23 protein-coding genes are annotated in these 18,239 nt (G+C 67.7%); 17 read left to right on the top strand and 6 right to left on the bottom strand.

Annotated features, from left to right (window positions below):
• The first annotated feature begins 1 nt into the window (after position 1).
• Positions 2 to 685, top strand: a complete 684-nt coding sequence (locus ACOZHM_RS07150; protein ID WP_421568460.1) for a DUF3108 domain-containing protein — start codon at positions 2 to 4, stop codon at positions 683 to 685.
• A 60-nt stretch (positions 686 to 745) separates the two neighbouring features.
• On the opposite strand, the gene ACOZHM_RS07155 is transcribed toward ACOZHM_RS07150, so the two are convergent.
• The 3 genes from ACOZHM_RS07155 to ACOZHM_RS07165 are packed head-to-tail and all read right to left on the bottom strand — an operon-like array spanning position 746 to position 2,618.
• Positions 746 to 1,057, bottom strand: a complete 312-nt coding sequence (locus tag ACOZHM_RS07155; protein WP_421568462.1) for an EF-hand domain-containing protein — start codon at positions 1,055 to 1,057, stop codon at positions 746 to 748.
• Positions 1,054 to 2,328 (bottom strand): UDP-N-acetylglucosamine 1-carboxyvinyltransferase, encoded by a 1,275-nt coding sequence (gene murA / locus ACOZHM_RS07160; protein ID WP_421568463.1) that lies wholly within the window; start codon positions 2,326 to 2,328, stop codon positions 1,054 to 1,056. Before murA ends, ACOZHM_RS07155 begins: the two co-directional genes overlap by 4 nt.
• Positions 2,329 to 2,384: 56 nt before the next feature.
• Positions 2,385 to 2,618: a BolA family protein gene (locus ACOZHM_RS07165; RefSeq protein WP_421568464.1), complete on the bottom strand. Its 234-nt coding sequence runs from the start codon at positions 2,616 to 2,618 to the stop codon at positions 2,385 to 2,387.
• A gap of 53 nt (positions 2,619 to 2,671) precedes the next feature.
• Here ACOZHM_RS07165 and ACOZHM_RS07170 point away from each other — a divergent pair, with 53 nt between their 5' ends.
• The 16 genes from ACOZHM_RS07170 to ACOZHM_RS07245 all read left to right on the top strand — a co-directional run bounded on the left by ACOZHM_RS07170 (position 2,672) and on the right by ACOZHM_RS07245 (position 16,077).
• Positions 2,672 to 3,673, top strand: a complete 1,002-nt coding sequence (locus tag ACOZHM_RS07170) for a KpsF/GutQ family sugar-phosphate isomerase (protein WP_421568466.1) — start codon at positions 2,672 to 2,674, stop codon at positions 3,671 to 3,673.
• A 41-nt stretch (positions 3,674 to 3,714) separates the two neighbouring features.
• Positions 3,715 to 4,263: a KdsC family phosphatase gene (locus ACOZHM_RS07175; RefSeq protein ID WP_282246214.1), complete on the top strand. Its 549-nt coding sequence runs from the start codon at positions 3,715 to 3,717 to the stop codon at positions 4,261 to 4,263.
• The gene (gene lptC / locus ACOZHM_RS07180) at positions 4,260 to 4,820 is read left to right on the top strand and encodes an LPS export ABC transporter periplasmic protein LptC (protein ID WP_421568467.1); all 561 of its coding nucleotides are present in this window, start codon (positions 4,260 to 4,262) and stop codon (positions 4,818 to 4,820) included. The genes ACOZHM_RS07175 and lptC overlap by 4 nt, the downstream gene beginning before the upstream one ends.
• Positions 4,821 to 4,883: 63 nt before the next feature.
• The gene (gene lptA / locus ACOZHM_RS07185; protein WP_421568469.1) at positions 4,884 to 5,438 is read left to right on the top strand and encodes a lipopolysaccharide transport periplasmic protein LptA; all 555 of its coding nucleotides are present in this window, start codon (positions 4,884 to 4,886) and stop codon (positions 5,436 to 5,438) included.
• On the top strand, positions 5,438 to 6,157 hold the full coding sequence (lptB, locus tag ACOZHM_RS07190) for an LPS export ABC transporter ATP-binding protein (protein ID WP_421568470.1): 720 nt from the start codon (positions 5,438 to 5,440) through the stop codon (positions 6,155 to 6,157). The genes lptA and lptB overlap by 1 nt, the downstream gene beginning before the upstream one ends.
• 83 nt (positions 6,158 to 6,240) lie before the next feature.
• A complete protein-coding gene (locus ACOZHM_RS07195) occupies positions 6,241 to 7,644 on the top strand; it encodes an RNA polymerase factor sigma-54 (protein ID WP_421568627.1) in 1,404 nt (467 codons plus the stop codon).
• Positions 7,645 to 7,701: 57 nt separating this feature from the next.
• Complete coding sequence (gene hpf, locus ACOZHM_RS07200; protein WP_421568472.1) at positions 7,702 to 8,025, top strand: ribosome hibernation-promoting factor, HPF/YfiA family; 324 nt, start codon at positions 7,702 to 7,704, stop codon at positions 8,023 to 8,025.
• 21 nt (positions 8,026 to 8,046) lie between these two features.
• Positions 8,047 to 8,499, top strand: coding sequence for a PTS sugar transporter subunit IIA (locus tag ACOZHM_RS07205; protein WP_421568473.1), 453 nt, complete (start codon positions 8,047 to 8,049; stop codon positions 8,497 to 8,499).
• A complete protein-coding gene (gene hprK / locus ACOZHM_RS07210; protein WP_421568475.1) occupies positions 8,496 to 9,446 on the top strand; it encodes an HPr(Ser) kinase/phosphatase in 951 nt (316 codons plus the stop codon). Before ACOZHM_RS07205 ends, hprK begins: the two co-directional genes overlap by 4 nt.
• The gene (gene rapZ, locus ACOZHM_RS07215; RefSeq protein WP_421568476.1) at positions 9,443 to 10,333 is read left to right on the top strand and encodes an RNase adapter RapZ; all 891 of its coding nucleotides are present in this window, start codon (positions 9,443 to 9,445) and stop codon (positions 10,331 to 10,333) included. Before hprK ends, rapZ begins: the two co-directional genes overlap by 4 nt.
• Before the next feature lie 83 nt (positions 10,334 to 10,416).
• A complete protein-coding gene (locus ACOZHM_RS07220; RefSeq protein WP_068849788.1) occupies positions 10,417 to 10,809 on the top strand; it encodes a PTS sugar transporter subunit IIA in 393 nt (130 codons plus the stop codon).
• Positions 10,802 to 11,071, top strand: a complete 270-nt coding sequence (locus ACOZHM_RS07225; RefSeq protein WP_421568478.1) for an HPr family phosphocarrier protein — start codon at positions 10,802 to 10,804, stop codon at positions 11,069 to 11,071. Before ACOZHM_RS07220 ends, ACOZHM_RS07225 begins: the two co-directional genes overlap by 8 nt.
• 2 nt (positions 11,072 to 11,073) lie before the next feature.
• Complete coding sequence (ptsP, locus tag ACOZHM_RS07230) at positions 11,074 to 12,840, top strand: phosphoenolpyruvate--protein phosphotransferase (protein WP_421568479.1); 1,767 nt, start codon at positions 11,074 to 11,076, stop codon at positions 12,838 to 12,840.
• A gap of 725 nt (positions 12,841 to 13,565) precedes the next feature.
• Complete coding sequence (gene mgtE, locus ACOZHM_RS07235; RefSeq protein ID WP_421568481.1) at positions 13,566 to 14,927, top strand: magnesium transporter; 1,362 nt, start codon at positions 13,566 to 13,568, stop codon at positions 14,925 to 14,927.
• Between the two features lie 15 nt (positions 14,928 to 14,942).
• Entirely contained in the window at positions 14,943 to 15,209 is a 267-nt protein-coding gene (locus ACOZHM_RS07240; RefSeq protein WP_421568482.1) for a hypothetical protein, read from the top strand.
• Positions 15,210 to 15,276: 67 nt separating this feature from the next.
• Entirely contained in the window at positions 15,277 to 16,077 is an 801-nt protein-coding gene (locus ACOZHM_RS07245) for an alpha/beta hydrolase-fold protein (RefSeq protein ID WP_421568484.1), read from the top strand.
• A gap of 67 nt (positions 16,078 to 16,144) precedes the next feature.
• Here the strand turns inward: ACOZHM_RS07245 and ACOZHM_RS07250 are convergent, their stop codons facing one another.
• Genes ACOZHM_RS07250 through ACOZHM_RS07260 form a run of 3 tightly spaced genes read right to left on the bottom strand, consistent with a single transcriptional unit; the run spans position 16,145 to position 18,168 of the window.
• Positions 16,145 to 17,095, bottom strand: coding sequence for an aspartate carbamoyltransferase catalytic subunit (locus ACOZHM_RS07250; RefSeq protein ID WP_421568486.1), 951 nt, complete (start codon positions 17,093 to 17,095; stop codon positions 16,145 to 16,147).
• A gap of 16 nt (positions 17,096 to 17,111) precedes the next feature.
• The gene (ruvX, locus tag ACOZHM_RS07255; RefSeq protein WP_421568487.1) at positions 17,112 to 17,609 is read right to left on the bottom strand and encodes a Holliday junction resolvase RuvX; all 498 of its coding nucleotides are present in this window, start codon (positions 17,607 to 17,609) and stop codon (positions 17,112 to 17,114) included.
• Positions 17,602 to 18,168, bottom strand: coding sequence for a YqgE/AlgH family protein (locus tag ACOZHM_RS07260; protein WP_421568489.1), 567 nt, complete (start codon positions 18,166 to 18,168; stop codon positions 17,602 to 17,604). Before ACOZHM_RS07260 ends, ruvX begins: the two co-directional genes overlap by 8 nt.
• Positions 18,169 to 18,239 lie beyond the last annotated feature (71 nt).

Below are 18,239 nucleotides of genomic sequence, written 5' to 3' on the forward strand. Positions count from 1 at the left end.
CATGACCATTCTGAACCGCCCGCTGTCCTGGATCGCCGCTGGCGCCCTGGCCGTCATCAGCCTGCCGGCGATGGCCGTGCAGCCGTTCAAGGCCGACTACCAGGCCAGCTACATGGGCATGCAGGCCAATGGAGTGATGACCGTGGCCAGCGCCGGCAACAACACCTGGCGCTACAGCCTGAACGTGCAGAATCAGTTGGCCAACCTGAGCCAGAACACGGTGTTCGACGAAGTGAACGGCCGCCTGCGCCCGCTAAGCAGCGAGGACCGCTCGATATTGCTGGTGAAGAAGCGCAACGTGCAGGCCACGTACGACTGGGACAAGAAGCAGGCGACCTGGAAGGGCGACATCAAGCCGGACCGCGCGGGCCCCGTTGCCCTGAAGGCCGGTGACATGGACGCACTGTTGATCAACCTTGCCATCGCCCGCGACGTGGTCGCCGGCAAGCCGCTGACCTATCGCATGGTCGACGAAGGCCGGGTCAAGTCGATGACGTACAAGGTGGTGGGGCAGGAAAAGGTCACCGTCGCCGGCAAGTCGTATGACGCCACCAAGGTGTCGCGGGTGGACGGCAACAAGGAACTCATCGCCTGGGTGGTGAAGGAGTTCCCGGTGCCGGCGCGGCTGCTGCAGCGCGACGGCGGCAAGGACGCACTGGACCTGACGATCAAGTCGTTCAATTGATCCGCGTATACCGACCAACGGTCGGTACGCAAAAAAACGCCCGCATCTGCGGGCGCTTTTTTATTTCGCGGGCGTTTCCGCCTGGAACACCGTCTTGCAGTCCACGCGGATCTGCTCGCCGGTCTTGCGCCAGTAGAACGCGCTGCAATGGCGGTTGCCTTCCTCGGTCTTGGTCACGCCCACGGCGTAGAACGACTCCAGCACCTCGGTGCGGCTGACCGTGCCGTCGCCATTCCAGTCCATGTCCTGCTGCTCCAGGCCCTGGGTGATGGCGATGCCGGCATACCAGGCGTAGCCCAGCCAGCCCAGCACCACCAGCACCAGGATCAGCAGCGCCTTGCGGCGGCGGGTGAACTGCCCGCGCAGGATCATGCCGCGACGCGCCGGATGGTGGCGCCCAGCGACGACAGCTTCTCTTCGATGTTCTCGTAACCGCGGTCGAGGTGATAGATGCGGTCGATGGTGGTATCGCCATCGGCCATCAGCCCGGCCAGGATCAGCGACGCCGATGCACGCAGGTCGGTCGCCATCACCGGGGCACCGCTGAGCTGTTCGGCGCCACGCACGATCGCCGTGTGGCCTTCCACCTGGATGTCCGCGCCGAGGCGCAGCAGTTCGTTGACGTGCATGAAGCGGTTTTCAAAGATCGTTTCATTGATCACGCCCACGCCATCGGCCACGCAGTTGAGCGCCATGAACTGCGCCTGCATGTCGGTGGGGAACGCCGGGTACGGCGCGGTGGTCAGGTTGACCGCACGCGGGCGCTTGCCCTGCATGTCCAGGGTGATGCTGTCCTCGGTGGTCTCGATCTTCGCGCCGGCCTCGACCAGCTTGGACAGCACCGCGTCCATGGTGTTCGGGCGCGCGCGGTTGACCGTGACCTTGCCACCGGTCATCGCCGCGGCCACCAGGAAGGTGCCGGTTTCGATGCGGTCGGGCAGCACTTCATGGCGGCCACCGGACAGGCGTTCGACGCCCTCGATCACCAGGCGGGCGGTGCCCAGGCCTTCGATCTTCGCGCCCAGTGCGATCAGGCAGTGCGCCAGGTCGGTGACTTCCGGCTCCATCGCCGCGTTGTCCAGCACGGTGGTGCCTTCGGCCAGCACGGCGGCCATCAGCACGTTCTCGGTGCCGGTCACGCTGACCATGTCGAAGGTGAAGTGCGCGCCCTTCAGGCGCTTGGCGTGGGCCTTGATGAAGCCGTTCTCCACCACGATCTCCGCACCGAGGGCCTGCAGGCCCTTGATGTGCTGGTCAACCGGGCGCGAGCCGATCGCGCAGCCGCCGGGCAGCGACACTTCCGCCGCGCCGAAGCGGGCCAGCAGCGGGCCCAGCACCAGGATCGAGGCGCGCATCGTGCGCACCAGCTCATACGGGGCCACGTGCTGGTTGACCGGGCGCGGATCGACCACGATCGCGCTGCCGCGCGACAGGGTGCCCTGGTCGATGGTGACCTTGGCGCCCAGCTCGCTGAGCAGCTTCACCGTGGTCACCACGTCGTGCAGGTGCGGCACATTGGTGATTTCCACCGGCGCATCGGCCAGCAGGGTCGCACACAGGATGGGGAGGACGGCGTTCTTGGCGCCGGAAATGTTCACTTCACCGTGCAGCGGCTTGCCGCCGGTCACTACGATCTTGGCCATGGAGTCCGGGATATAAGGAGAAAAAGGTGTCAGGTAGAAGCCGACCGTTGGTCGGCTTACCGATTGGCTTCGGCGGCGGTAACGGTCTTCAGGGCCAGCGCATGAATCGCCCCGCCCATCAGCTCGCCCAGCGTGGCATACACCATGCGGTGGCGCGCCAGCGGCAGCTTGCCGGCAAAGGCGTCACAGACCACGGTGGCCTCGAAATGCACGCCGTCATCGCCCTGCACGTCCGCGCGGGCGCCCGGCAGGCCGGTTTCGATCAGATTGCGGATGGTCTCGGCGTCCAACGGGCTTTCCTAATAAAATGAGCGCTCATTCTACTCTTCCGCGTGGCGCCCGCATGGCTGTATCGCCCCTGCCCCCCCAACCCGCCGACCCCGCAGCGCTGGTCGCCAGTGGCCGCCGCGTGTTCGAGATCGAGCGCGACGCGCTGGCGGCGGTCGCCGAACGCCTGGGCGCCGACTTCAGCCGGGCCTGCCAGCTGGTGCTGGAAAGCCAGGGCCGGGTGGTGGCCACCGGCATGGGCAAGTCCGGCCATGTGGCGCGCAAGATCGCCGCCACGCTGGCCTCTACCGGTACCCCGGCGTTCTTCGTGCACCCCGGCGAGGCCGGGCACGGCGACCTGGGCATGATCACCGAGGCCGACGTGGTGCTGGCGCTGTCCTACTCCGGTGAATCGGACGAGGTGCTGATGCTGCTGCCGGTGTTCAAGCGCCAGGGCAACCGGCTGATCGCCATGACCGGCCGCCCAGGCTCCACCCTGGCCCAGGCCGCCGACGTGCACCTGGACGTGAGCGTGCCGGCCGAGGCCTGCCCGCTGGCCCTGGCCCCCACCTCCAGCACCACCGCCTCGCTGGCGATGGGCGACGCGCTGGCCGTGGCCCTGCTGGACGCACGCGGCTTCACCGCCGACGACTTTGCCCGCTCGCACCCGGCCGGCAGCCTCGGCCGCCGCCTGCTGCTGCACATCACCGATGTGATGCACAGCGGCGACGAGCTGCCCCAGGTGGGCGAAGACGCCAGCCTCAGCGAGGCGCTGGTGGAAATGAGCCGCAAGCGCCTGGGCATGACCGCCGTGGTGGACGCCGGGCAGCGCCTGGTCGGCCTGTTCACCGACGGCGACCTGCGCCGCGCGCTGGACAGCGACCTGGACGTGCGCAGCGCGCGGATCGTCGATGTGATGACCCGCCAGCCGCGCACCATCGGTGCCGACCAGCTGGCCGTGGAGGCCGCGCGGGTGATGGAAACCCAGAAAATCAACGGCCTGATCGTGGTCGATGGCGAGGGCCGCGCGGTCGGCGCCCTCAACATTCATGACCTGTTGCGGGCCCGGGTGGTTTAAACCACAGTGACCCTCCTCCATTCAGCCGACTACCGCTCCTGATGCCCTACTCCCCGCTGCCCGGTTTCCCGTCCCACCTGCATGCCGTCGCCGGCCGCATCCGGCTGGCCTGCTTCGACGTGGACGGCACGCTCACCGATGGTCGGCTCTACTACGACCGGGACGGCAACGAGAGCAAGGCGTATTACGTGCAGGACGGACTCGGCCTGAAACTGCTGCAACAGCATGGCATCCACCCGGTGCTGATCACCGCGCGCAACAGCCTGTCGGCACAGAAGCGGGGCGCGGACCTGGGCATCGACACCCAGATCGCGGTCGGCGACAAGCTCGCCAGCGTGCGCGCCCTGTGTGAGCAGCACGGGATCGGCCTGGACCAGGTGGCGTTCATGGGCGACGACCTGCCCGACCTGGCGCCGCTGTGCGCGGTCGGGCTGGCGGTGGCGCCGGCCAACGCGCACCCGTGGATCGCCGAGCGCGTGCACTGGCAGACCCGCGCCGATGGTGGCCGCGGCGCCGCGCGTGAACTGTGCGACGTGCTGCTGGCCGCGCAGGGCCACGTGGACGCGGTGCTGGCGAGGTTTGGCGCATGAGCTGGCGCAGCGCACTGGGTGGGCTGCTGCTGGTGGCCGCATTGCTCAGCGGCTGGGCACTGCTGCGCGATCGCCACAAGGCGCCTGTCGCCGTGGGCGACGATGCCAGCAAGGACTACGTGCTGCACGATTTCCAGATCATCGCGCTGGACGAGCAGGGCCGCGAATCGACCACCCTGCGCGCCCCGCTGCTGGAACGCACCCGCAGCGACGAGACCATGACCATCCAGACCCCGCTGTTCCTGCTGCCCGACCGCGACGGCAACCACTGGGAGCTGCGCAGTGACACGGGCTGGGTGAGCGCCAGCGGCGACAAGCTGCGGCTGACCGGCAACGTCAACGGCGACAGCCCGCGCGTGCCGAGCATTCCGCCCACCACCTTCCGTACCGAGCAGCTGGATGTGTTCCCGAAGGAAAACCGGGCCACCTCCGACGTGTTGGTGACGATGACCCGACCGGGCATGGTGCAGTCGGGGGTCGGCTTCGCGCTGAATTCCAGCGACAAGACGTACCAGTTCCTGAGTCAGGTCAAGAGCCGCTACACCCCCCGTCAATGATCCGCCCCCCCTATTCCAACGACGGCACTGGCCGTTCCCCCGCTGGCAGGAAAGCCCCACGTCATGAAGATCCTCTACGCCGCCGCACTCGCCCTGAGCCTGATGGCTCCCGCCGTCGCCGTGCAGGCGAAGACCTCCGACCGCAATCAGGAAATGACCATCGACGCAGGCGCGCAGGCCGGTTCGCTGGTCGGTGACGGCGTCACCACGCTGTCCGGCGGCGTGGTCATCACCCAGGGCACGCTCGACCTGCGTTCGGCCCAGGCCGATATCCACATGAAGGGTGGCGAAGCCGTGCGTGCCGTATTCACCGGCAAGCAGGCCAAGATGAAGCAGCAGCTCGACGACGGCACCTGGATGGAAGCCCAGGCCGACAAGATCGACTACGACATCAAGAAGGAAATCATCGTGCTCACCGGCAATTACACGGTGAAGAGCGCCCAGGGCACCAACTCGGGCGGCACCATGACCTACAACACCGCCACCGGCCAGATGAACAGCGGCGGCGATGGCCAGCGCGTGCGCACCGTCATTCCGCCCAAGAACAAGGGTGCCGCCCCGGCGGCCGCCGCGCCGGCCACCAAGACCACCGTCCCCACCGCCGGGAGCAAGAAGTAATGCTCGTCGCCAAAGGTCTGCGCAAGCGCTACAAGCAGCGCGAAGTGGTCAAGGAATTCGGCCTGACCCTGGACGCCGGTGAAGTGGTGGGCCTGCTGGGCCCCAACGGCGCCGGCAAGACCACCTGCTTCTATATGATCGTGGGCCTGGTCGATGCCGACGCCGGCAGCATCGTGCTGGACGGCAAGGACATCACCGCCGACCCGATGTACACCCGCGCCAAGCAGGGCGTGGGCTACCTGCCGCAGGAACCGTCGGTATTCCGCAAGCTGACCGTGGCCGACAACATCAGCCTGGTGCTGGAGCTGCGCGACGACCTGGACAAGGCCGGCCGCGAGAAGGAGCTGAATTCGCTGCTGGACGAATTGCAGCTCAATCATGTGGCGGGCCAGATGGGCGCCAGCCTGTCCGGCGGCGAGCGCCGCCGCTGCGAAATCGCCCGTGCGCTGGCCGCCAAGCCGCGCCTGATCCTGCTCGATGAACCCTTCGCCGGCGTCGACCCGATCTCGGTCGGCGAGATCCAGCGCATCGTCACCCACCTCAAGCAGCGTGGCATCGGCGTGCTGATCACCGACCACAATGTGCGCGAAACCTTGGGAATCTGCGACCGCGCGTATATCCTCAACGAAGGCAGCGTGCTGGCGCAGGGGGCACCAGACGCAATCCTGGAAAACGCAGACGTCCGCCGCGTGTACCTTGGAGAGACCTTCAAGCTCTGACCGCCGGCCGCTGCAGCGCCTTCCCTCCGTTCGGCACAGGCATGAAAGCACGGCTGCAGACATCGCTGGGACAACAACTGGTCATGACGCCGCAGCTGCGTCAGGCCATCAAGCTGTTGCAGATGTCCAGCGCCGAGCTGGAGCTGGAAATCGCCGAAGCCGTGGAAACCAATCCACTGCTGGACTGGGCCGAGAACGCCGAACCCACCCTGGATGCCGCGCCGGGCGCCGATGAGCGTCCGCCAGAAGTGGCCGAACGCGACAACGGCGGCGACAGCGATGCCCCGCCAACCGGTGCCGATGACTGGGCACCCGGCGAAGGCGACTGGAGCAGCGGCAGCAGCGGCGGCTCGTTCGATGATGACGACAACGGCACGGCCGCCGAGCGCGTGGCCGAGACCGAGAGCCTGGCCGACCACCTGCTGTGGCAGTTGCACCTCTCGCACCTGTCCACCCGCGACCGCAACATCGGCGCGGCCCTGATCGACGCGTTCGAAGACGATGGCTACCTGCGGGAACCGCTGTCGGCCATCGCCGAGACCCTGCTTCCGGCCATTCATGCCGATGAAGCCGACATCCTCACCGTGCTCCACCAGATCCAGCGCTTCGACCCAATCGGCGTGGGCGCGCGCAGCCTGGGCGAATGCCTGCAGCTGCAGCTGGACGTACTGGACCCGGAGACCCCGGGCCTGGCATTGGCCCGTCGCATCGCCGACGGCCCGCTGGAGCGCCTGCCACGCAGCGGCGTGAACGGCCTGGCCCATGAGCTGCGCGAGCCGGTGGCCGACGTGGAAACAGCCGTGCAGCTGCTGCGCACGCTGGACCCGCGCCCGGGCTCCCAGATCGGCGAACTGGCCCACGACAGCTATGTGGTGCCCGATTGCGTGGTCTGGCGCCAGAACGGCACCTGGCGCGCCGCCCTCGCCGGGCATGCCGGCCCCCGGGTCGTGATTCACCGCGGCTACGAGCAGATGATCCGCCGCTGTGGCGAAAGCGACGCCGGCTACCTGCGTGCGCACCTGCAGGAGGCCCGCTGGCTGCTCAAGGGCCTGGAGGCACGCGGCGAGACCCTGCTGCGGGTCATGCGCTGCCTGCTGCAGCAGCAGGCCGCCTTCCTGGAGTTCGGCGAGCAGGCCCTGCGCCCGCTCACCCTGCGCGAGGTGGCGGGCGAGCTGGGCCTGCACGAATCGACCATTTCCCGGGCCATTGCCCGCAAGTACGTGCGCACCCCGCGTGGCACGCTGGCGCTGCGCGCCTTCTTCGCCTCGGGGATCGATACCGACAGCGGCGGCGAGGCCTCCAGCACCGCCATCCAGGCCATGATCCGGCGCCTGATCGACGACGAGAACCCGCGCAAGCCGCTTTCTGACGCCAAGCTGGCTGACCTGCTCAAGACCTCGGGAATACCGGTGGCGCGACGCACCGTGGCGAAGTATCGTGAGGCCATGAACATTTCCGCCTCGCACGAACGAGTACGCATCGCCTGACGCTCCACCGCGCCGGGCGGGAAGGTTCATTGGCACATCCGAAGAGGAGAAGCACCGATGGAAATTCAGACGTATGGCAACAACGTGGAAATCACCCCGGCCCTGCAGAACTATGTGCAGGAGAAGGTCGGCAAGGTCGGCAAGCATTTCGACCAGCACTGCCAGATCCGGGTGACGCTCAAGCTGGACAAGACCCAGCATCACGTGGACGCCGACGTGACCCTCGCCGGAAAAGCGCTCCATGCCAAGGCCGACGGCCAGACCATGTATGCCGCCATCGACATCCTGGCTGACAAGCTCGACCAGCTGGTGATCAAGCACAAGGAGAAAAAGCACCTGCACGCCCCGGTTCCGGCTCCCTTGGGTGACAATGGCGCCTGACGCCCCCGCTCCCCCCTTTCCATGCCTTTGACTGATCTACTGGCGGCCGTGCGCACCCAGGTGCTGCCGGCCGCCGATCGCGACAGTGTGCTCAAGGCGGCCGCCCGGCTGCTGGCCTGCCGCGAAGCCAATGCCGAACTGCTCTACCAGAACCTGTGCGAGCGCGAGACCCTGGGCAGTACCGCCATCGGCCACGGCATCGCCATCCCCCACGGCCGCGCCCCGCTGCTCGAACGCCCCCGCGGCGCCCTGCTGCGGCTGGAGACGCCGGTGGACTTCGGCGGCGACGAACCGGTGGACCTGGTGTTCGCCATCGCCGTGCCCAGCCACTACACCCATCAACACCTGATGCTGCTGTCCGAGCTGGCCGAGCTGTTTTCCGAGCCGGCCATCCGCCAGGCGCTGCGCGAAGCGCGCGACGGCGCGGCACTGCGCCAGGTGATCGAATTCCCCCCGCCGGCGAGCGCCGCATGAATACCAGCATCACCGCGCGTGAACTGTTCGAACAGCAACGCGACCGGCTCGGCCTGCGCTGGGTCGCCGGCCAGAAGGGCGAGCGCCGCGAGCTGGAAGCCGGCAACACCGTGTCGCGGCGCCCGTCGCTGGCCGGGTACCTGAATGCGATCTACCCGAACAAGGTGCAGATCCTGGGCACCGAGGAGCTGTCCTGGCTGGACTCGCTGGATTCGCGCCAGCGCTGGGAAACCATCGAACGGATCATGCTGTCGCACCCGCTGGCGCTGGTGATCACCCGCAACCAGCCCTGCCCGGAAGACCTGCGCGCCGCGGCGGACGAATCGCAGACGCCGCTGTGGATCTCGCCCAAGCGCGGCCACGAACTGCTCAACCACCTGTCCTACCACCTGGCCCGCACGCTCGCGCCGCGGGTGATCCTGCATGGTGTGTTCATGGAGATCTACTCCATCGGCGTGCTGATCACCGGCGAGGCCGGGTCGGGCAAGAGTGAGCTGGCACTGGAACTGCTCAGCCGTGGCCATCGCCTGGTGGCCGACGACGCCCCCGAATTCACCCAGATCGCCCCGGACGTGCTCGACGGCACCTGCCCGGAACTGCTGCAGGACCTGCTGGAAGTGCGCGGGCTGGGCGTGCTCAACGTGCGCGAGATGTTTGGTGACACGGCGGTAAAGAAGAACAAGTACCTTCGGCTCATCGTGCACCTGACCAAGCCCATGACCGAACCCACCCCACACGGCTACGAACGCCTCACCGGCGACTCCGGCACCCGCCACGTGCTGGACCTCGACGTGCCGCTGATCACCCTGCCGGTCATGCCCGGCCGCAACCTGTCGGTGCTGACCGAGGCGGCCACCCGGCTGCACATCCTGCGCACCAAGGGCATCGACCCGGCGGCGATGTTCATTGCCCGCCACAGCAACCTGCTGGAACGCCGTACCCCATGAACACCCCTGCCCCCGCACCGACCGCCGCCACCCTGATCATCGTCAGCGGCCTGTCCGGCTCCGGCAAGACAGTCGCCCTGAAGACCTTCGAGGACCTGGACTACTACTGTTCGGACAACCTGCCGATCAACCTGCTGCCGGACTTCGTGCGCAGCCTGCTGGCCGGCCACGATGCCGACGCCCCGCGCCGCCTGGCCGTGGGCATCGACGTACGCGGCCAGAGCGACCTCAGCCAGCTCTCACACTGGCGCGAGGATGCCAAGGCAGCCGGACTGGACGCGCAGCTGCTGTTCTTCGATGCCACCGACGAAGCCCTGCTCAAGCGCTACGCCGACACCCGCCGCCGCCACCCGCTGAGCCAGCTGGGGCTGTCGCTGCCCGAGGCGATCGCCCGCGAGCGCGAGCTGACCGCCCCGCTGCGCCGTGCCGCCGATGCGGTGATCGACACCACCACGCTCAACGTGCACCAGCTGCGCCGCAAGGTGGTGACCGAGTTCGCGCTCAGCCACGGCAACAAGCTGTCGCTGCTGTTCGAATCGTTCGCGTACAAGCGCGGCGTGCCGGCCGAGGCCGACTTCGTGTTCGACGCGCGCGTGCTGCCCAACCCGCACTGGGACCCGGAACTGCGGCCGATGTCGGGTCGCGAGGCCGGCGTGCGCGAGTATCTGGATGCCCAGCCGGACGTGCAGCGCTATGTTGCCCAGCTGGTCGACTTCCTGGACACCTGGCTGCCACGGCTCGGCAACGACACCCGCAGCTACGTCACCGTGGCCTTCGGCTGCACCGGCGGCAAGCACCGCTCGGTATACCTGGCCGAGCGTCTGGCCCGGCACGCGCGCGACCAGGGCTGGCCGGAAGTGGCCACGTTCCACCGCGAACTGGATTAGGCCAGCGGATGCGGTCAACGGACCAACGGTGCGTTGCTACCGTGGTGTATCCCCAATTCATGTTGGGATGTTAACGTTCGGCAATGACCTGTGGCATTCTCCTAGTAACTCATCCCGGCGTCGGCACGTCCCTGCTGGACGTGGCGACCCGGCTGCTGCGGCACCTGCCGCTGAAGACCGAAGCTTTCGAAGTACCGTTCGACGCAGACATGGATGCCCTGCTTCCGCTCGCCTCCGCCGCCCTGCGGCGGGTCGACAGCGGTGAGGGCGTGCTGATCCTGACCGATCTGTATGGCGCCAGCCCGAGCAATCTGGCAGCGCAGCTGGCCCGCCTGGGCACCCCGGCACGCCGGGTCTCGGCGCTGAGCCTGCCGATGTTGTTGCGAGTGATGAATTATCCGGAACAGGGACTGGATCAACTGCCCGCCACTGCGGCGGCGGGCACTCGCAATGGAGCGATTGTCGACGATGCTTGAACGTGAACTCACCGTATCCAACCGCCTGGGCCTGCATGCCCGCGCCACTGCAAAGCTGGTGCAGCTGCTGTCCGCCTACAAGAGCGACGTGACCTTGATCGCGCGTGGCCGCGAGGTCAACGCCAAGAGCATCATGGGCGTGATGCTGCTGGCCGCCGGCCAGGGCACTGCGGTTACGGTGCGCCTGAATGGCGAAGACGAAGCCGCCGCCATGGACGCCGTGGTGGCCCTGTTCGAGCGACGCTTCGACGAGGACAGCTGAGCATGCCGGGGGCGCCTCGATCGGGCAGCAGCGCACCGGCACGAACCGCGTCGGGTGCCCTGCTGCTGTCCGGCCACGGCGCCTCGCGTGGCAACGCCCTCGGCCGCGCCCGGGTGCGCCTGCCGCATGCCCTGGACGTGGCCGAACAACGGATTCCCCCGGCCAAGATCGAGGCCGAGCTGCAACGGCTGCACGAGGCCGTGGACGCGGCCCGCGCGGAAATGCACGACCTGCGCCTGCGCCTGCACGGCGCGCTGAACCAGGAAGTGGGCGAATTCCTCGACCTGCATGCGCTGCTGCTGGACGACCCGGAACTGCTGTTCGGCCTGGATGAGCTGATCCGCAGCGGCCCCTACAGCGCCGGCTACGCGCTGCGCCTGCAGCGCGACCGCCTGGCCAAGGTCTTCGATGGCATGGACGATGCCTACCTGAAGAGCCGCATGGACGACCTGGACCATGTGATCGGGCGCATCCACGCCTTCCTGCAGAAGCGCCCGCCGGACGTGAAGGGGCTGGCCGGGGAAATCCTGGTCTGCGACAACATCGCGCCGTCCGAACTGGCCCAGCTGCAGGCCCATGGCGTGGTCGGCATCGTCACCGCTGCCGGCAGCGCGCTGTCGCACAGCGCGATCCTGGCGCGCAGCCTGCACCTGCCGCTGATCGTCAACGTTCCCAACCTGCTGCAGAAGATCGCCGACGGCGACGTACTGGGCATCGACGGCAGCACCGGCCAGATCACCGTCAACCCGCTGCCGCCGGACCTGCGCGATTACCGCGCGCGGCTGCGCGACCAGGCCCGTGAGCAGCGCGAGCTGGGCCGGCTGCGCAGCAAGCCCAGCCGCACCCGCGACAACGTCGACATCGCGCTGCTGGCCAACGCCGAATCGCGCGAGGACGTCACCGAGGCGCATGCACTGGGCGCGCACGGGCTGGGCCTGTACCGCACCGAGTTCCTGTTCCTGCAGCGCGACGAACTGCCCGACGAGCAGGAACAGTTCGAAACCTACCGCGACGCTGCGCTCGGCATGAGCGGACGGCCGGTGACCATCCGCACCCTCGACCTGGGCGCGGACAAGGCCGACCGCACCGGGCTCACCCTGAGCAACGAAGAAAATCCGGCGCTGGGCCTGCGTGGCGTGCGCCTGTCGCTGGCGCGCCCGAAGGTGGCCGACACCCAGCTGCGCGCGATCCTGCGCGCCTCGGCGTACGGCAAGCTGCGCATCCTGCTGCCGATGGTGAGCACCCGCGAAGAGCTCCTGGCCGTGCGCCGGCGCTTGAACAAACAGGCCGAATTGCTGCGCGCCGAGGGCCACGAGGTCGCCGAGAACATCCCGTTCGGGGCGATGATCGAAGTGCCGGCCGCGGCGATCGCGCTGGAGAGCTTCATCGACCTGGTCGACTTCCTGTCGATCGGCACCAACGACCTGGTCCAGTACCTGCTCGCCGCCGACCGCAACAACGAGGCGGTGGGCGAGCTGTATTCGCCGCTGCACCCGGCGGTGCTGCGCCTGCTGGCACACATCCTGCGCACCGGCCGCGAGTACAACGTACCAGTGGCGGTGTGCGGTGAAATCGCCGGCGACCCGCGCATGACCCGCCTGCTGTTGGCGCTCGGCCTGACCGAGTTCAGCCTCCACCCGGGCACGCTGCTGGAAGTGCGCCGCGCGGTGCGCGACAGCGACCTGTCCGCACTGCAGTCGGCCGCGCCGAAGCTGCTGGCCGCACGCGACCGGCGCGGCATCGAGCGCTGGATCGATAATCATAGCTAGGGTCCAGCAGCCCAGTGCAATCTCAGGCGAAGCCGCCTATCACCAATCGCTGGGTGTCCGCTCGCCTTGGGGTCTCTGGGAAGTTGAGACAGGGCGCGATAACACGACTATCAACGATGAAGCGCGCAAAAGCGTGAACACCACCTGCGAGATCGGCAAATGCACCCCCTGATTGCGTCGGTAGCGACGTCGCTACTTGTTCTCGCCGGGGCCCCGGCGTTTGGCGCCACCTGTCCAGATGAACCCTCTGATATGCCCGTCGCCGCGCTCATCAAGAATGCGCCCTTGGGGAAGCAGGTGGTAGTCGCGGGCTGCTACGCGGGCACACGACACGGCCTGTCGCTCCATGAATGCAAGGCGGGCTTTGGCTCGGGTATCTGGATGGACTTCACGGACGGACTTCAGAAGGATCCCGCGGTGGAGGCCTTCCTCACCGCTGCGTTCGGCATGCAGGCATACCGTAATCGCCCCCCCTTGCGGGTCCGGGTGAGTGGTCGGCTCGTGAAAACCGATGCATATGTTCCCGGGGGCACAGCTTTTCTTGCCAGCGCGCTGCACTGCTTCGAGGCTCTCCCGGTCATACCCTTGAAATCGCCCCCGAAGCGATAGGTCATACGACCTACCTGCTTGTCATCCATCCAAGCGATAATGACGCGGTGACCACCCCCTCTGCCGCATCCTGTCCGGGATAGCGGCCTTTTTTCTTTTTGCCGCGGGAGCTGTGCATGGCCGAAGCCGTACGCCACGACAAGACGGCGCGCCAGTTGCGACTGTTGTCCGATGCACTGGACAGCGGACGGCTGGGTCCCGTGCGCCGGCTGGTCAACACGCTGGCGCCGGCCGAGATCGGCAACCTGCTCGAATCGCTGCCGCCGGGCAAGCGCGAAGTGGTGTGGGGGCTGGTCGACCCGGAAGACGACGGTGAGGTGCTGGTCCACGTCGGCGAGGAAGTGCGCGAAAGCCTGCTGGCCGACATGGACCCGGACGAAATCATCGCCGCGGTCGAAGACCTGGACATCGATGACCTTGCCGACCTGGTCGAAGACCTGCCGGACACGGTCATCGACGAAGTGCTCAAGTCGATGGACCGCGAGAACCGCGAACGGCTCGAGCAGGTGTTGTCCTACCCGGAAGACACCGCCGGCCGCCTGATGAACCCGGACGTGGTGACCGTGCGCGCCGACGTCAACGTCGACGTGGTGCTGCGCTACCTGCGCCTGCGCGGCGAACTGCCCGACCACACCGACCACCTGTTCGTGGTCAGCCGCCGCCACCAGTACCTGGGCCGGCTGTCGCTGGCGTCGCTGGTGACGCACGAAGACAACACCCCGATCAACCGGCTGATCGATGATGAGCAACCGGCCATCGACGTGGGCGAGAACGCCGACGAAGTGGCCCGGCAGTTCTCCGACCATGACTGGGTCTCCGCGCCCGTGGTGGACGACAACAACATCCTGCTCGGCCGCATCACCATCGATGACGTGGTCGACATCATCCGTTCGCAGGCCGAGCACCAGGCGCTGGGCGCCGCCGGTCTGGACGAGGAAGAAGATCTGTTTTCGCCGATCAAGCGCGCCGTGCGCGGTCGCGTGGTGTGGCTGGGCATCAACCTGTGCACCGCGTTCCTGGCCGCCACCGTGATCGGCCAGTTCGAACTGACCCTGCAGAAGGTGGTCGCCCTGGCGGTGCTGATGCCCATCGTGGCAGGCGTAGGCGGCAACGCCGCCGTGCAGGTGCTGACCCTGATGGTGCGCGGTATCGCGCTGGGCCAGGTGGGCCAGAGCAACGCGCGCATCCTGCTGTGGAAGGAATCGCGGGTGGCGTTGATCAACGGAACGATGATCGGCACGGTGGTGGGCATCATCGCCTTCATCTGGTTCCGAAGTTACCTGCTTTCGCTGGTCATCGCCCTGGCCCTGATCATCAACTTCTGCGCGGCCGCGTTGGCCGGCGTGCTGCTGCCGCTGATGCTCAAGCGCATGAACATCGACCCCGCCGTGGCCGGCACGGTGGTGGTCACGGCGGTCACCGATGTCATCGGCTTCTTCAGCTTCCTCGGCCTTGCCACCCTGATCCTGCTGCACTGACCCGGTAACCACGACATGGCGCTGACCCTCGACAACTACTTCATCGCCGGCTGGCGCGAGCAGGTGCATACCTGCCCCGCCTGCGAATGGCAGGGCACCTCGTGCCAGATGAGCATGGAACTGCACGAAGACGAGGCCGAGTTCGACTGCCCGCAGTGCGAGAACCCGATCCTGCTGGTGCTCCACCCCAGCCTGGCGCAGATGCAGGCCGCAGCCGCCGAGGGCCACCCCGAGGCGATCGAACACCTGGCCATCCTGGCCTCGGCCCCCCGCTCGGACTGATGCACTGCAAGATGCCCCGCGTCGCGCAGCGGCCTAGACTGAAAACGATTCCAGTCGGGGACGGACAATGGCACGACAGCGCGCGGCATGGTGGGTGTGGGTGGTTGGCATGCTCGCCTTGAGCGGATGTGCCTCGACGCCTGCCCCCGATACGGGGCACTTCGTGGCGCGCAGCGTGACCGTGGAGGGACGCGAGTCGCGGTACCAGGTGTTCGTGCCGCGCGACGCCCAGGCGCAGCGTGGGACGCTGCCGGTGGTGCTGTTCCTGCACGGCTCGGGCGAGCGTGGCAGCGACGGCAAACGCCAGACCCATGCCGGGTTGGGGCCGCACCTGCGAGAGCATGCACGCGACTTCCCGGCGCTGGTGGTATTGCCGCAGGCGCCGAAGGACGAGGAGTGGTCGGGGATCAACAACCGCATTGCATTGGCCGCGCTGGACGCGACGATGGCCGAATTTGGCGCCGATCCCGCGCGGCAGTACCTGACCGGCATGTCGATGGGGGGCTATGGCAGCTGGAACATCGCGCTGGACAACCCCACCCGCTTCGCCGCCATCGTGCCGGTGTGCGGCGCGGTGCTGGCACCTCACGCGGTGCGTGCATCGTTGTTCGTGGAATCGGTGGCGGCGGAAGCCGATCCGTATGCCGCCATCGCGGCGCGCTTGAACACCACGCCGATCTGGATGTTCCATGGCGCGCAGGATGATGTGGTGCTGCCGGAGGACGACCGCCGGCTCAAGGCGGCGTTTGACCATGCCGGCGCGGCGGACGTGCGTTACACCGAATACCCGCAAGGCAACCACAACGCGTGGGACGCCACGTACGCGGACCCGGCGATGTGGGCGTGGTTGTTCGCGCAGAGGCGGTGATGGGGCGGGACGACCAACGGTCGTCCCCTACCGGTAGGTATCGACCGTTGGTCGATACCCCGGCGGATCAGCCCAACAGAGTTTCCAGCACCGCCATGCGCACGGCCACGCCGTTGGCGACCTGGCGTAGCACCCACGACTGCGGGCCGTCCGCCACCTCGTCGGTGACTTCCACGCCGCGGTTGATCGGGCCCGGGTGCAGCACCGCCGCATCCTGACCGGCACGCTTGAGGCGCTCGGCATTGAGCCCGTACTGGGCGTGATACTGCTCGATCGAGGGCACCAGCCCCTCTTCCATGCGCTCGCGCTGCAGGCGCAGCATCATCAGCGCATCGACGCCTTCCAGCATCGCGTCGAAATCATGGCCCACGACGCAGCCCTTCAGCGTCTCGTCGTCCGGCAGCAGCGACTGCGGGCCACACACGCGGATCTCGCCCACGCCCAGCGTGCGCAGCGCATGCAGGTCGGTGCGGGCCACGCGCGAGTGCTTCACGTCGCCGACGATCACCACCTTCATCTTCGAAAAATCACTGCCCTTGGCCTGGCGCAGGGTGAGCATGTCGAGCAGGCCCTGGGTCGGGTGCGCGCTGCGGCCATCGCCGGCATTGATCAGCGCCGTGCCCTCGCCCGCCACGGCAGCCAGCTCGGCTACCGCCCCATCGTCGGGGTGACGCACCACAAAGCCGCGCACGCCCATCGCCTCGAGATTCTTCAGCGTGTCGCACGCCGTTTCGCCCTTGCGCGCGGAGGAGGTGGACGCATCGAAGTTCAGCACGTCCGCGCCCAGCCGCTGTGCGGCCAGCTGGAACGAGCTGCGGGTGCGGGTGGACGGCTCGAAGAACAGCGTGCACACCGCCGAACCGCCCAGCACATGGCGCTTGTTGCCGACCCGGCCGACCGCGGCATCGCGGATCTGGCCGGCACGGTCGAGCAGCGCCAGCAGGGTTTCGCGGGGCAGACCTTCCAGGGTCAGCAGGTGGCGCAGGCGTCCGTCGGAATCGAGTTGCGAGGCAGTCATGGGCAAGGTCTGTGCGTCAGGAAACGGGAGTGGCGTCGTCGGGCGAGGACAACCAGCGCTCGATGATCACCGCCGCGGCCACCGCATCCAGGGTCGCGGCGTCGCGGCGTCGCTTGCGGCCTTCGGCGCGTTCGACCGCGAACCGGCGTGCCGCCTCGACCGAGCTGGAGCGCTCGTCGATCAGCACCACCGGCAGTTTGAAACGTTCCCGCAGCTGGCGGGCAAAGCCCTGCGCACGCTTGCGGTTCGGCTGGTCCTGGCCGTCCAGGGTGAGCGGGTCGCCCACCACCAGGCCGTCCGGACGCCATTCCTTGATGAGGCGCTCGACCGCCGCCCAGTCCGGACCCGCGCTGTGCACGTCGACGACGGCGATGGCGCGCGCATGGGTCCCGAACGAGCTGCCGATCGCCACGCCGATCCGGCGCGAGCCGACATCGAAGCCCAGCACCGTGCCGTCGCGACGTATGCCGCCGGGATGGGCATTGACGGGCAGGGGCGCGGCCGGCTCAGACATTGCCGCTGTAATCGGTCAGGCGGAACAGATCCACGCCGATGCGCGAGGCCGCCCCCTGCCAGCGCTGTTCCAGCGGCGTGGCGAACAGCAGGTCGGCATCGGCCGGCACGGTCAGCCAGCTGTTCTCGGCGATCTCGTTTTCCAGTTGCCCCTCGCTCCATCCGGCGCAGCCCAGCGTGACCAGCGCATTGCGCGGGCCCTCGCCACGCGCCATGGCCTCCAGGATGTCGCGCGAGGTGGTCAGGAACACCCCCTCACCGACCTGCATGCTGGACTCCCAGCTGCGTTCATCGTCATGGATCACAAAGCCGCGCTCCGGGTGCACCGGGCCGCCGTTGAGCACGACCTGGTCCCGCAGTTCAGGGTCGTCGGCCTGGATCTCCATCTGGGCCAATACATCGCCCAGGGTGTATTCCGACGGCTGGTTGACCAGTACACCCATGGCACCGCTGGCGTCGTGCTGACAGACCAGCGCCACGCTGCGTGCGAACGTGGGATCGGTCAGCGACGGCAGCGCGACCAGCAGGTGATGGGCAAGGGAAGTGGACAGCTCGGACATGGGCACATTCTAACCGCTGGGCATCGGCACGGGCGTGAGCCCTCGGCTACGATGCCCGCACCCAAGCAAGG

The sequence above is a fragment of the Stenotrophomonas sp. PD6 genome, from assembly GCF_049199305.1.
Classification (GTDB): Bacteria; Pseudomonadota; Gammaproteobacteria; order Xanthomonadales; family Xanthomonadaceae; genus Stenotrophomonas.